Annotated in this window: 13 protein-coding genes; 9 read left to right on the forward strand and 4 right to left on the reverse strand. The window is 67.0% G+C overall.

Annotated elements, in window-relative coordinates:
• Positions 1-2 precede the first annotated feature (2 nt).
• The 6 genes from QTI24_RS08470 (at position 3) to QTI24_RS08495 (ending at position 7,177) form a co-directional block, all read left to right on the forward strand.
• On the forward strand, positions 3-2,447 hold the full coding sequence (locus QTI24_RS08470; RefSeq protein WP_286599701.1) for a xanthine dehydrogenase family protein molybdopterin-binding subunit: 2,445 nt from the start codon (positions 3-5) through the stop codon (positions 2,445-2,447).
• Positions 2,448-2,467: 20 nt separating this feature from the next.
• Positions 2,468-3,259, forward strand: coding sequence for an FAD binding domain-containing protein (locus QTI24_RS08475; RefSeq protein ID WP_286599702.1), 792 nt, complete (start codon positions 2,468-2,470; stop codon positions 3,257-3,259).
• Between the two features lie 108 nt (positions 3,260-3,367).
• Entirely contained in the window at positions 3,368-4,291 is a 924-nt protein-coding gene (locus QTI24_RS08480) for an AAA family ATPase (RefSeq protein WP_286599703.1), read from the forward strand.
• 53 nt (positions 4,292-4,344) lie between these two features.
• Entirely contained in the window at positions 4,345-5,493 is a 1,149-nt protein-coding gene (locus tag QTI24_RS08485) for a vWA domain-containing protein (protein WP_286600077.1), read from the forward strand.
• A gap of 41 nt (positions 5,494-5,534) precedes the next feature.
• Complete coding sequence (locus QTI24_RS08490) at positions 5,535-6,143, forward strand: SRPBCC family protein (RefSeq protein ID WP_286599705.1); 609 nt, start codon at positions 5,535-5,537, stop codon at positions 6,141-6,143.
• 26 nt (positions 6,144-6,169) lie between these two features.
• Positions 6,170-7,177 carry an XdhC family protein gene (locus QTI24_RS08495; RefSeq protein ID WP_286599706.1) on the forward strand — a complete coding sequence of 336 codons (1,008 nt, stop codon included), beginning with the start codon at positions 6,170-6,172 and terminating at the stop codon, positions 7,175-7,177.
• A 10-nt stretch (positions 7,178-7,187) separates the two neighbouring features.
• Here the strand turns inward: QTI24_RS08495 and QTI24_RS08500 are convergent, their stop codons facing one another.
• From QTI24_RS08500 to QTI24_RS08515, 4 genes are all read right to left on the reverse strand, one after another.
• Positions 7,188-7,415, reverse strand: a complete 228-nt coding sequence (locus tag QTI24_RS08500) for a hypothetical protein (protein WP_286599708.1) — start codon at positions 7,413-7,415, stop codon at positions 7,188-7,190.
• A 72-nt stretch (positions 7,416-7,487) separates the two neighbouring features.
• Positions 7,488-9,119, reverse strand: a complete 1,632-nt coding sequence (locus QTI24_RS08505) for a sulfatase-like hydrolase/transferase (RefSeq protein ID WP_286599709.1) — start codon at positions 9,117-9,119, stop codon at positions 7,488-7,490.
• A gap of 35 nt (positions 9,120-9,154) precedes the next feature.
• Positions 9,155-9,748 (reverse strand): YceI family protein, encoded by a 594-nt coding sequence (locus QTI24_RS08510; RefSeq protein WP_286599711.1) that lies wholly within the window; start codon positions 9,746-9,748, stop codon positions 9,155-9,157.
• On the reverse strand, positions 9,745-10,527 hold the full coding sequence (locus QTI24_RS08515; protein ID WP_286599713.1) for a CDP-alcohol phosphatidyltransferase family protein: 783 nt from the start codon (positions 10,525-10,527) through the stop codon (positions 9,745-9,747). The genes QTI24_RS08510 and QTI24_RS08515 overlap by 4 nt, the downstream gene beginning before the upstream one ends.
• A 155-nt stretch (positions 10,528-10,682) precedes the next feature.
• Between QTI24_RS08515 and QTI24_RS08520 the strand changes: the two genes are divergently transcribed.
• From QTI24_RS08520 to QTI24_RS08530, 3 genes are read left to right on the forward strand one after another with little or no spacing between them, the layout of a single operon-like run.
• On the forward strand, positions 10,683-11,591 hold the full coding sequence (locus tag QTI24_RS08520; protein ID WP_286599716.1) for a zinc-dependent alcohol dehydrogenase: 909 nt from the start codon (positions 10,683-10,685) through the stop codon (positions 11,589-11,591).
• 9 nt (positions 11,592-11,600) lie between these two features.
• Positions 11,601-12,014 (forward strand): 6-pyruvoyl trahydropterin synthase family protein, encoded by a 414-nt coding sequence (locus tag QTI24_RS08525; protein WP_286599717.1) that lies wholly within the window; start codon positions 11,601-11,603, stop codon positions 12,012-12,014.
• Positions 12,011-13,075 carry a glycosyltransferase family 4 protein gene (locus QTI24_RS08530; RefSeq protein WP_286599719.1) on the forward strand — a complete coding sequence of 355 codons (1,065 nt, stop codon included), beginning with the start codon at positions 12,011-12,013 and terminating at the stop codon, positions 13,073-13,075. The genes QTI24_RS08525 and QTI24_RS08530 overlap by 4 nt, the downstream gene beginning before the upstream one ends.
• Positions 13,076-13,083: the final 8 nt, after the last annotated feature.

Here is a 13,083-nt window from a genome sequence, read left to right on the forward strand (position 1 = left end):
ACATGGGTGCATCCGACTTCGCAGGCCTCCCGCACATCGGCGAGGCCTTCCGGCGCAAGGAAGACTATCGGTTCCTGACAGGCGCAGGCCAGTACACAGACGACGTGACGATGGGCAACCAGAGCCACGCCGTGTTCGTGCGTTCCCCGCACGCGCACGCGAAGATCAAGTCCGTCGACATCGCCGATGCCATGAAGATGCCCGGTGTGGTCGGCATCTTCAGCGGCAAGGACATCGAGGGCAAGATGGGCGGCCTGCCCTGCGGCTGGCTCATCAACAACCCCGACGGCACGCCGATGAAGGAGCCGGCGCACCCGATACTCGCGATCAACAAGGTGCGCTACGTAGGCGACCACGTCGCGATGGTGGTGGCCGAAACGGTCGAGCAGGCGAAGAACGCCGCCGAAGCGGTCGTTGTCGACTACGAGGTGCTGACCCCGGTGGTCAGCGTGGCCGATGCCGCGAAGAAGCAGAGCGGCGTCACCATCCATGACGAGGCACCCGACAACCAGTGCTACAAGTGGGCAATCGGCGACAAGGCGGCGGTCGACGCCGCTTTCGCCACTGCGGCGCACGTCACCAAGCTCGACCTGGTCAACAACCGGCTGATTCCCAACCCGATCGAACCGCGCGTCGCCATCGGCAACTACAGCCGCGGAACCGAGGAGTACGTCCTCTACGTCTCCAACCAGAATCCGCACGTCGAGCGGCTACTGATGACGGCTTTCGTGCTGGGCCTGCCCGAGCACAAGGTGCGGGTGATCGCTCCGGACGTCGGTGGCGGCTTCGGATCCAAGATCTTTCTCTACGCGGAGGACGTGTGCCTGACCTGGGCCGCGAAGCAGCTCAACCGCAGCATCAAGTGGACCGCCGAGCGCTCGGAGTGCTTCCTCTCCGACGCGCATGGACGCGATCACGTGAGCCACGCCGAGATGGCGATGGATGCGCAAGGCAAGTTCCTCGCGCTGCGCGTGCATACCGATGCCAATCTCGGCGCGTACCTCTCGACCTTCGCGACGGCGGTGCCGACCATCCTCTACGCGACCCTGCTCGCGGGGCAGTACGCCACGCCGCAGATTTACGTGGAGGTCGATGCGTGGTTCACCAACACCGCGCCGGTGGATGCTTATCGCGGCGCGGGCCGCCCCGAGGCGACCTACCTGCTCGAGCGGCTGGTGTCGCGCTGCGCCTGGGAAATGAACCAGGGCCAGGACGAAATCCGCAAGCGCAACTTCATCAGCACCTTCCCGTACCAGACGCCTGTGGCGCTGCAGTACGACACGGGCGACTTCCATGCCTGCATGGACAAGGCCAAGGCGCTGGCCGACGTGGCGGGCTTCGCGCAGCGCAAGTCCGCGAGCGAGGCCAAGGGCAAGCTCAGGGGCATCGGTTACTCCAGCTACATCGAGGCTTGCGGCATCGCGCCGTCGAACATCGCCGGCGCGCTCGGTGCGCGCGCAGGCCTGTTCGAATGCGGCGAGATCCGTGTGCATCCGACGGGCAGCGTCACGGTATTCACGGGCTCTCACAGCCATGGACAAGGCCACGAGACCACCTTCGCACAGGTCGTCGCGGCGCGGCTCGGCATCGCGGTCGAGGCAGTCGACGTCGTGCACGGCGACACCGGGCGCGTGCCCTTCGGCATGGGCACCTACGGCTCGCGCTCGATCTCGGTCGGCGGCGCGGCGATCATGAAGGCGCTCGACAAGATCGAAGCCAAGGCCAAGAAGATCGCGGCCCACTTGATGGAAGCGAGCGATGCGGACATCGAGTTCGCCAACGGCGAGTTCACCGTCAAGGGCACCGACAAGAAGATCCCCTTCGGCCAGGTGGCACTGACGGCCTACGTGCCTCACAACTATCCACTGGACAAGCTGGAGCCGGGCCTGAACGAAACCGCGTTCTACGACCCGACCAACTTCACCTTCCCCGGCGGCACCTACATCTGCGAGGTCGAGATCGACAAGCAGACGGGCGAGGTGAAGATCGATCGCTTCAGCGCGGTCGACGACTTCGGCACCATCATCAATCCGATGATCGTGGAAGGGCAGGTGCTCGGCGGGCTGGTGCAGGGCATCGGCCAGGCGCTGATGGAAAACTGCGTCTACGACAACGAGACCGGCCAGTTGCTCACCGGCAGCTTCATGGACTACGCCATGCCGCGCGCCGAGGACTTCCCCATGTTCAAGCTGGACACGGTGTGCACGCCGTGCACCCACAACCCGCTCGGGACCAAGGGCTGCGGCGAAGCCGGTGCCATCGGTTCGCCGCCCGCGGTGATCAACGCCGTGCTCGACGCGCTGGCGCCGCTCGGCGTCAAGGACTTCGACATGCCGGCGTCACCGCATCGCGTCTGGGAGGCGATGCAGAAGGGCAGCGTGAGCCCCACGCAGCAGCCGCAGCAGCCCTCGCTGGCCGCCAGCACCCAAGGCCGTCCGGCTCCCTGAACACGGAAGGAAAAAACACCATGTACGCCTTCACCCTCGAACGCCCTACCACCCTGGCCGATGCCGTCAAGCTCGCCGCAGCGGGCGCCAAGCCGCTGGCCGGCGGCCAGACGCTGCTGGCCTCGATGAAGCTGCGCCTGTCGGCGCCCGAGCAACTCGCCGACCTGAGCGGCGTCAAGGAACTCACCGGCATCACCAAGGAGGGCAATGCCTTCCTGATCGGTGCGATGTCGCGGCATCTCGATGTCGCGAACAGCGCCGCGATCAAGGCGGCCTATCCGGCGCTGGCCGATCTCGCTTCGCGCATCGGCGACCGGCAGGTGCGCGCCATGGGCACCATGGGCGGTTCTGTCGCCAACAACGACCCGGCCGCGTGCTATCCCAGTGCGGTGCTCGGTTCGGGTGCCACCGTCGTCACCACGCAGCGGGAGATCGCCGCAGACGACTTCTTCGTGGGCCTCTTCACCACCGCATTGACCGACGGCGAGTTGATCAAGGCCATTCGCTTTCCGATTCCCAAGCGCGCAGCCTATGAAAAGCTGCGCCAGAAGGCGTCCAACTTTCCGTTGGTCGGCATCTTCGTCGCGCAGTACGACGGCGGCGTGCGCGTCGCGGTCACCGGTGCGGGCAACGGAGTGTTCCGGCACAAGGGGTTGGAAGAGGCGCTGACGAAGAGCTTCACGCCCGAATCGGCGGCCGGCGTGAAGATCGATTCGAGCGATCTCAACAGCGACCTGCATGCGTCGGCCGCCTACCGTGGCAACCTGATCAGCGTGTTGACACAGCGAGCAGTCGCCAAGGCGCTCGGCTAAAGGGATGGCCCCCACGCTCGGCACCGCGTGTCCTCGCTGCCCCCCGAGGGGGCCGCAGGCCGCCTTGGGGCGGCCCGGCACCCGCCTGGTGGCCGCTATCCTCTCGCAATGACCGATACCCTCGCAGCCACCCCGTTCCCCACCATCGACGCGGTCGTGCAGGCGCTGCAAGGCGCCGGCTATTACGCCGATCGGCGGCTTGCCACGGCGGTGTATCTCGCGCTCAAGCTCCAGCGCCCCTTGCTGCTGGAGGGCGAGCCGGGTGTCGGCAAGACCGAACTCGCCAAGGCGCTGTCGAGCGCATTGCAGCGCGAGTTGTTGCGCCTGCAGTGCTACGACGGGCTCGAACAGCGCGAAGCACTCTATGAATGGAACTACGCGGCGCAGCTCCTGCACATGCGCGCCGCCGAGGCGCACGGCACTTCGAGCGACGTCGAATCCGAGGTCTACCAGCCGCGCTACCTGATCCGCCGGCCACTGTTGCAGGCGCTGCAGGCGCCGGCGCCCGGCGCCGTCCTCCTGATCGACGAGGTCGACCGCGCCGACGAGCCTTTCGAGGCCTTCCTGCTCGAATACCTCGGCGAATACCAGGTCAGCATTCCCGAACTGGGCACCGTGCGCGCACTGGTGCCGCCGGTCACGCTGCTGACCAGCAATCGCACGCGCGAACTCAACGATGCCGTCAAGCGTCGTTGCCTCTATCACTGGCTCGACTACCCCGAACGCGAACGTGAACTGGCCATCGTGCGCGCGCAGGTGCCGCAGGCCGGGGCGGTGCTCTCCGAGCAGGTCGCGGCCTTCGTCGGGCGGCTGCGCAGCGCACCCTTCGCGAGCGCATTCCAGCGCGGGCCCGGTATCGCCGAAAGCGTCGAATGGGCGAAGGCGCTGGTCGCGCTCGACACCATCGAGCTCGACCCCGAGATCGTGGTCGACACCGCCGGCATCCTTTTCAAGCAGCGTGACGACGTGGCGGCGCTGACGCACGAGCTCGCATCGGATCTCCTCAAGCCCGAGGAGGAGGCTGCGCCTTGACCACCCGCGTCCAGCAGCTGGGTGATGCACGGCGGGGCAAGCTCGCAGGCAACATGCTGGGATTCGGCCGCGCGCTGCGACGCGCCGGTGTGCGGACCGATTCCATGCGCATCGCGCTCGCCGCCGAGGCGGCCACGCTGGTCGGTGTCGACAACCGGCTCGACCTCGCGGCAGCGATGGAAGCCGTGATGATCAGCCGCGAGGAAGACCGCCTGGTCTTCCGCGAACTCTTCGACGCCTGGTTTCGCGACCCGGAGCTTGCCAACAAGCTGCTGGCCCAGATGCTGCCGAGCGCCGAAGGCAAGGCAGAACCGTCGAAGCGCCGGCCGCGCGTGCGCGAGGCACTCGCTGCGCCGCGCGATACGGTCAAGCCCGCGCAGACCGATCGCGAGGTCGACTTCGACGCCGCGATGACGGCGAGCGACCGGCTGCGGGTGCACCACGCAGACTTCAACGCACTCGGCGCCGCGGAGTACCGGCTGGTCGAGCGCCTGGCTCGCGACATCGCGCTGCCGATCCCGACGTTGCCCGCACGGCGCCTGCGCCTGACCGGCGACGCCGGCGCCCATTCGCGCATGCACTGGCCCGGCGTACTGCACGAGGCGGCGCGCACCGGCGGAGAGATCATCCGGCTGCCGCGGTGGTCGCGCCGCAAGCAGCCATTGCCGCTGCTGGTGCTGGTCGATGTGTCCGGCTCGATGGAGCGCTATGCGCGCTTGCTGCTCGCCTTTCTTCATGCAGCGACTCGGCGTTCGGGACGGCGCGACGTTTTTGCGTTCGGCACTCACCTGACTGACCTGACGCCGGCTTTCCGCATTGCCGATACCGATGCGATGCTGGCCGCGGCAAGCGACGCCATCGACGACTTTGCCGGCGGCACGCGCCTCGGCGCATCGCTCGGTGAATTGCGTCGACGCCATGCCCGCCGCCTCACCGGACGCCGCACGCTGGTGCTGGTGATCAGCGACGGCCTGGACACCGGCGAGCCCGAAACGCTGGAGAACGAATTGCTCTGGCTCAAGCGCCATTCGCGGCGTGTGCTGTGGCTCAATCCGCTGCTGCGCTATGAAGGCTACGCGCCGCTCGCGCGCGGTGCGGCCATGTTGCACCGCCATGCAGACGCGATGCTCGCAGTCCACAATCTCAGTGCTCTGGAACAACTGGCGGCGAGTCTGGCCAAGTTGATGCGATCCGGCCGGTAGTGCCGCCGCCCGCGCGATACAAGACATCAAAGGAATCCACCATGGAAATGCTCGGCAATCGCAGGCTCGGCGTCACGCAACAGCAGGCGTGGGAAGCACTGAACGATCCTGAAACGCTGAAGAAATGCATCCCCGGCTGCGACAAGTTCGAGCTGACCGGCGAGAACCAGTACACCGTCGCGCTCGCCGTCAAGATCGGTCCCGTGTCGGCCAAGTTCAACGGCAAGGTCAGTCTCGCGGATATCGAGCCGCCCAATAGCTACAAGCTCTCGTTCGAAGGGCAGGGCGGCGTGGCGGGTTTCGCCAAGGGCTCGTCGAGCGTGTCGCTCAAACCGGTTGCGGACGGCAGCGAGGGCTGCGAACTCGACTACACGGTGCAGGCGCAGGTGGGCGGCAAGATCGCCCAACTGGGCCAACGCCTGATCGACGGTGCCGCGAAGTCGACCGCCGACGATTTCTTCAAGCGCTTCGAAGCCGAGATGCAGAGCCGCTACGGCCCGCCGCCCGCGGAAACGCCGGCGGAGGAAGCGCCGGCGGAAAGGACTGGCGCCATGGCCGGGTTCATGCAGAAGCTCGGCATCGGCCGGAAGTCCGACAAGGCTGCGGACGAAAAGACAGACGAGAAGCCAAGCGAGAGGCCAGGCGAATAAGGCGCCTCGGAAAGCAGGAAACAGACATGGAAAACCTCGACGTCATGGTGCTTCGCACCTTGCGCGACTGGCGACAGGCCGGTCGCCGTGCGCTGCTCTCCACGGTGGTGCGCACGTGGGGATCGTCGCCCCGGCCGATCGGTTCGATCATGGCGCTGGCCGAGGACGGCGCGGTCGTCGGCTCGGTGTCGGGCGGCTGCATCGAAGACGACTTGATCGCGCGCTACAGCCGCGCGCACGGTGGCGATGGCGCGATGCCATCCGGCGCACCGGCGCTCGTCAAGTACGGCATCACCGCCGACGAGGCGCATCGCTTCGGGTTGCCGTGCGGCGGCACGCTGGAACTGCTGCTCGAATACGATCCCGATCCCGCTTCGCTTGCGACGCTCGTCGCCGCGCTCGAGCAGGGACGGCTGATGCAGCGCACGGTGTCGCTCGCCGATGGCGCCGTCAAGCTGGCCGAGGCGGCATCGCCCGCCGAGCTGACGGTGACGGACTCGGAACTGGTCAACACCTTCGGCCCCGAGTACCGCATGCTCCTGATCGGCGCCGGCCAACTGGCCGAATACCTCGCGACGATGGCGAAGTTCAGCGGCTTCGCAGTCACCTTGTGCGACCCGCGCACGGAGTACCACACGGCCTGGTCCTTGCCGGGCGTGACCATTACCACTGAAATGCCCGACGACGCGGTGACGGCCTTCAGGCCGGATCGCCGAACCTGCGTGGTCGCGCTCACGCACGACCCGAAGCTCGACGATCTCGCATTGCTCGAAGCCTTGAACAGCGAGGCCTTTTACGTCGGCGCCATCGGCTCCCGCCGCAACGCCGAGGCGAGGCGCGAACGCATGATCGATCACTTCGACCAGACCGAAGCGTCGCTGGCGCGCCTGCGTGGGCCGATCGGCATCTACATCGGCAGCAAGACGCCGCCGGAGATCGCGGTGAGCGTGATGGCGGAGATCCTGGCAGTGAAGAATGCAGTTGCGCTGCCGCGGGAGGCTGCGGTTGCCGTGGCCAAGGCGGCCGTCGAATAAGGGTGCGGAATCAGCGCTTGCTGGAGTGGAAGAGCCCACCGAGAAAGGTGGAGTTCCGCCCCATCGCCCTCTGCACGTCCTTCGATTCGCGCGCTTCGATCTTGGCCATCGAGAAGACGAAAAAGGCTGCAACGAGCACCACGCAGACACCGGCCGCGATCAACAGTCCTATCCACGATCCCAGGTAGAAGGCCAGGGCAAGGACCCCGATATTGGCAAGCAGGACGATGGCGCGCATAGCCGGACAGGCTATCAGAGAAGCCCCCGCAACCAGCGTGAAATAGTGCACAGAACGCGCAGGCTTGCCGGTCTATTCCGCGGCGCCGGAACGACTGCCTGAGCGGCCGTCGAATGCACTGAGCAGCACGGACGTGAGGCCATGCATCGACATGAGCGAAGGCTGCATCGGCAGCAGGCCTGGTGTGAAGCCGGCGGCTTCGAGGCGCTGCAGGAGCTGCGGGTCGGCGCTGATGATGTGAACAGGTACATCCCACGATGCGTCACGGCCACTCACGCTCGCCATCGGCTGATGGTCGCCGATCACGATCGTCAGCATGTTCGGCGGCGCGTGGCCTGACAGGTAGTCGCCCAGCCATTCGAAGGTGTAGGCCAGCGAATCGAGATAGGCGGGCACCGGCTCCAGCCACGACAAGGGCTCGGCCACGGCATGCGCCACCTGGTCTTGCGCGTACGCATCAGCGCGAAGTAGTCGGTCCCAGTCGGGCACATAGGGCGCCAGGGGGCGAAACGGCGCGTGGCTGGCCAGGGTCGGGAAGACGATCAGGCGCGGCGCGCGTGTGGCGGGTGAGGCGGCCAGCTCCTGCGCCTGCACCAACGCGACCGAGGCCTGGTCCGGGATGCGCCAATGCCCGAAATCCGGGCCGCGATAGCCCATGTTGGTAGCGTCGACGTAGCGGTCGAAGGCGTAGAAGCTGCCTTCGGGCCAGGGCCGCTGCAGGCCCGGCATCCAGCTTACGGTTCGGTAGCCGTGGGCCTTGAAGTGCCGCACCAGCGTGGGTCGCTCCGTCGCGAGCAGCAGTTCGTAGTTCCCAGGCTTCTGCATGTCGACACCGCTCAGCAGTTCGGCGTGGGCGAGCCAGGAGGCACCGCCGTAGGTCGGCGATCGCACACGCCCCGAAACAACCTGTCGTCCGCCGGCCCGCAGGGCTTCGGCCAGCCGCGCACGGTGTGACGCGAGCCTGGCGGCCTGGTCGGGGGCGTCGAGGGTCGTCACGCCGTAGGACTCCGCGAAGATCAACAGAACATCGGCGCCGCCGAGTCCTCCCAGGTGCGTGTCGAAGGCCGGGCTGGGCGACAGGCGCGAGGCGATACTGCCCGGCCACAGTTGCCCTGCGAGCAACTCGGCCTGTCTGGCGATGATGGGCGCGACCGGCATCGAAAAGAACCAACGCGTGTCGCGCCCACCCATGCCGTGCATGGCGAAAATCCCCAGCAGCAGTGCGCCGAAGACGCCGATCGCCGGACGCGGCCGGTGCCATGCGAGTTCGCGCGCCATGGCAGCCCAGCAATGGTGAGCGACGCGGTACGCCAGCCACACGACGGCCAGAATGATTGCCGCACCCAGGGCGATCTGCCATTCCGCAGCATTGCCCATGCGAAGCACGTCGAACAGATGACGGCCGTCCCAGTACAGGTTGATCTCCCGGCCGAAGACGGCCGATGCAGTCACCTCTACATAGCGCGTGACAACCCAGAAGGTGGTGAGCGCGGCCAGCGCGCGCAGCATCCGGGCGCTCGCGGCGCCTCGCGCGGCCAGCCACGCCGTGAGCGCGAGCGTTGCCATGCACAACTCGAAGGACAGACGCAGCCCCGGTCGCGCCCACAGCGTCGGCCAGATGTTCTCCAGCGTGAACATCGCATTCAGCATGGCGAAGGGCAGGCCGAAGCGCAGCAGCCATCGCGTCCATCCGGGCCATGGCACCGCCCCGGTCCGCGGTGAGTGCCGGGCGCCGGCGATCATTTGCGCTGGGCCTCGAACTCGATGATGAGCGGTATCTCGTCGCCAACCCACTCGTTGCTCACGCCGTAGTTCATTCCGTAGCTGCTGCGCTTGAAACTGCCGCGTGCCGACACGCCCATCGTGTAGACCCTGTCGATGGGCGAGGGGCCGCTCTTGTTCCAGGTCGCGGTGAGCGTCAGTGGCTGTGGCTTGCCCAGCAGTTCGAGCTGGCCCGGGATCTCGAAGGTGCGGTCGCCGGTTCGCTTGGCGCTGGACGCGGTGAACACCATGCGCGGGAATTCGCTGGCGTTGAGGAAGTCGGCGCTCTTCAGATGCTGGTCGCGCCTGCCGTAGTTGCTGAAAACGCTCTGCGTGTCGACCTCGACGCGCAGGTTGCTCAAGGTGGCGGTGGCTTCGTCGAAGCTGTAGCTGCCGCGTGCCGCACGAAACATCCCGAGCACCTTGGCATAGCCGAGGTGATCGACCATGAAGGCGACGGTGATGTGGTTCGGGTCCAGCTCGTAGCGCGCCGGCTCGGCCCGCACCGGCGAAGCCAGTGCCATCAGCGAGAACAGGGTGACGCACAGTCTCCGGATCGGCGGCGCATTCATGGTTCGACCTCCAAGGGGGAACGGTGACGACGGGCCAGCCAGACGATGTCCACTGCGAAGGATGCAGCCAGGGCGGCCAGGCTGGCCGCGGCAATGGACTGGCTCCACGCGAGCGGAATGATCGGCCCGAGGCACACGATCAGGCTGGTGATCTGCACCACGCACACGGCCTTGCGGCGCTGGCTCGGCGGTAGAGGCCGCGCCAGCCATGGCCAGGCCTTGGCGGCCAGCACGAATACGTAGCGCATGAGACCAGCCGCAATGATCCATAGGCCGGCCTTGTCGAAATGAATCACCAGCAGGCTCAGGACGAGCACCATCAGCGCATCCGTCTCCATGTCGAAGCGCGCGCCGAATTCGCTGGCGATGCCATGAGTGCGTGCCAATGGGCCATCCAGCGCGTCGAGCAGCGCTGCGGTCGTGGCGATGACGATGGCGGCCCAGGCGATCGGCGCGACGTCGGCAGTGGGCTCGCCAATTCCGGCCGCGAGCAGTGCCACGAGCGTCAGGCGCAACAGCGTCACGCGGTTGGCCGGGCCGAAACGCAGATTCGGCGAATGGTCCGGAAGCCCGCGCAGGACGATCGCGAACGCCACGACAAACACGCTCACTGCCTTGATGTGAAACCAGGGACCGAGCGCAGCCAGCAGCCCGGCGCCGCCGGCGATCAGCGTCAGCAACACGAGGCAGGCCAGTGCCTCCCCCCATGCATCGCGACGCAACGCAGCAGCATGGCTTGACGGGAATACGCGACGGTCATTGGAGGACTGCGAAGTCATCGTCTTAAGATCGCTTCCATCGGCTTGAACAGGGTCGCTCGCGGACAGCGAGCGCTGAAAGCAGCATGCCAGCATATCCGTCCCGCGAAGTTTCAGGTGAGTCAAGGGCTTGCTGGATCGAGGCGCCCGGCCGGGCGGCGATCCGCAGTGCCGGCGTGCATGCCCCCGCCGCCGGCGACGTACTGGTGCGCGCGCTGCACAGCGGCATCAGCCGCGGCACCGAGATGCTCGTGTACCGGGGCGAGGTGCCGGCCACCGAGTTCGAGCGGATGCGGGCGCCGTTCCAGGAGGGTGATTTTCCGGGGCCGGTGAAGTACGGCTATGCCAGCGTCGGTATCGTGGAGCAGGGGGCGGAGGCGCTCTTGGGCCGCACCGTCTTCTGCCTCTATCCGCACCAGACCCGCTACGTCGTGCCGGCCCATGCCCTGCACCTGCTGCCTGAAGGCGTGCCCGCGCCGCGTGCGGTACTGGCGGCCAACATGGAGACCGCCGTCAATGCCTTGTGGGATGCGGGGCCTCGCATCGGCGATCGCATCGCGGTCGTGGGCGGGGGGGTGGTGGGCCTTCTCGTCGCATGGCTCGCGGGCCGGCTGCCGGGTTGCGCGGTCGAGCTGATCGATTTGAATCCCTCGCGTCGACAGGTGGCTGAAGTCCTGGGCGTGGCCTTTGCAAGCCCGGAGGGTGCCAAGCCGGACGCGGACCTCGTCGTACATGCGAGCGGCAGCGCGCAAGGGCTTGTCACCGCCTTGCGCCTGGCGGCGTTCGAGGCCACGGTCATCGAGATGAGCTGGTACGGCCGGCGCGAAGTCGCGCTTCCGCTGGGGGAAGCTTTCCACGCGCAGCGCCTCACGCTCAAGAGCTCGCAAGTGGGCCATGTGGCCGTTGTCCAGCGTTCGCGCTGGAGCCACCACCGCCGGCTCGCGCTCGCCTTGTCGCTGTTGCGCGATCCGGTGCTCGACGCGCTCATCACCGACAGCGCCCCATTCGACGAGTTGCCCGCGGTGCTCGGCCGCCTGGCCACTGCCGCACCAGACACCTTGTGCCAGCGTATCGACTACTCCTGAAAGGTCTCCATGTACAGCGTCAACGTCCGCGACCACTTCATGATCGCCCACAGCTTTCGCGGCGAGGTGTTCGGCCCCGCCCAGCGCCTGCATGGTGCGACCTACGTGGTCGACCTCGAACTTCGCCGCGTCGAACTGGACGCCGATGGCGTGGTGGTCGACATCGCGCTCGCGACCGAGGTGTTGCGCGGCGTGCTGAGCGAACTCAACCTGCGCAACCTCGACGACGATCCCGCGTTCGAGGGAAAGAACACGACCACCGAGTTCATGGCGCGCGTGATCTTCGATCGCATTGCCGACCGCATTGCCAAGGGCGAACTCGGACCCCACGCAAGCGAACTGTCAGCATTGCGCGTGAGGCTCAACGAATCGCATGTGGCCTGGGCGGCCTACGAGGGCGCCTTGTCGGCGCGCGCTGGTTGAACACTCGCTGCGCCTTTCTCGTGCCGGGAGACCTGAACACCCGAACGGGTGGCTACACCTACGACCGGCACGTCATCGATGGACTGCGCGCCCGACGATGGCAGGTCGATGTGCGTTCACTCGATGGGGGCTGGCCCATGCCGAGTGCATCGGCGGAGGCGCTGGCGCGCCGCGTCGTCGAGGCCGTCCCCGATGGCGAACTCGCGGTGATCGATGGCCTTGCCTTCGGCGCGATGCCCGCATTGGCCGAAGCCCACGCGCAACGCCTGCGTTGGGTCGCGCTCGTTCATCACCCTTTGTCGCTGGAAACCGGGCTTGAGGCCGCCATGCGGCTCGCGCTGTTCGAGAGCGAACGACGCGCCTTGGCGACCGCGCGGGGCGTGATCGTGACCAGTCCTTCCACCGCGCGTGCGCTGGCTGCGTTCGACGTGCCCGCGTCGCGCATCGCCGTGGTCGAACCGGGAACCGAGCCGGCGCCGCTCGCGGCTGGATCGGGCTCTGGCGGGTTGTCGCTTCTTTGCGTGGCGACCGTGACGCCGCGCAAGGGCCACGGCCTTTTGATCGAAGCGCTCTCCGCATTGCGCGACCGGCACTGGACGCTGCATTGTGCCGGGAGCCTGACGATGGATCCCGCATGTGCCAGCGCTTTCATCGAGGCCATCGAACGCCATCGTCTGGCCGAGAGGATTGTGCTTCACGGTGAGCAGGACGAGGCCGGCTTGAGGGCGCTTTATGCGGGCGCCGATGCGTTCGTGCTGCCGTCCTTTCACGAAGGCTACGGCATGGCGCTGGCGGAAGCCCTGGCACATGGACTGCCCGTGATCAGCACCAGCGCGGGCGCCATCCCGGACACCGTGCCCGCGGATGCCGGCGTGCTGGTGCCGCCCGGCGACGGCCTTGCTTTGCGCACAGCCTTGCAGCGTGTGATCGACGATGCCGACTGGCGCGCGCAGCTGTCGGAGGGCGCTCGCGCGGCGCGGCAACGGTTGCCAACGTGGGCGGACAGCGCCGCGCGTTTCGCAACAGCTCTTCGCAGGTTTCAGGGAGCGACTGACACGTGACCGGCTTC

The organism is Variovorax sp. J22P240 (assembly GCF_030316855.1).
Taxonomy (GTDB): Bacteria; Pseudomonadota; Gammaproteobacteria; order Burkholderiales; family Burkholderiaceae_C; genus Variovorax.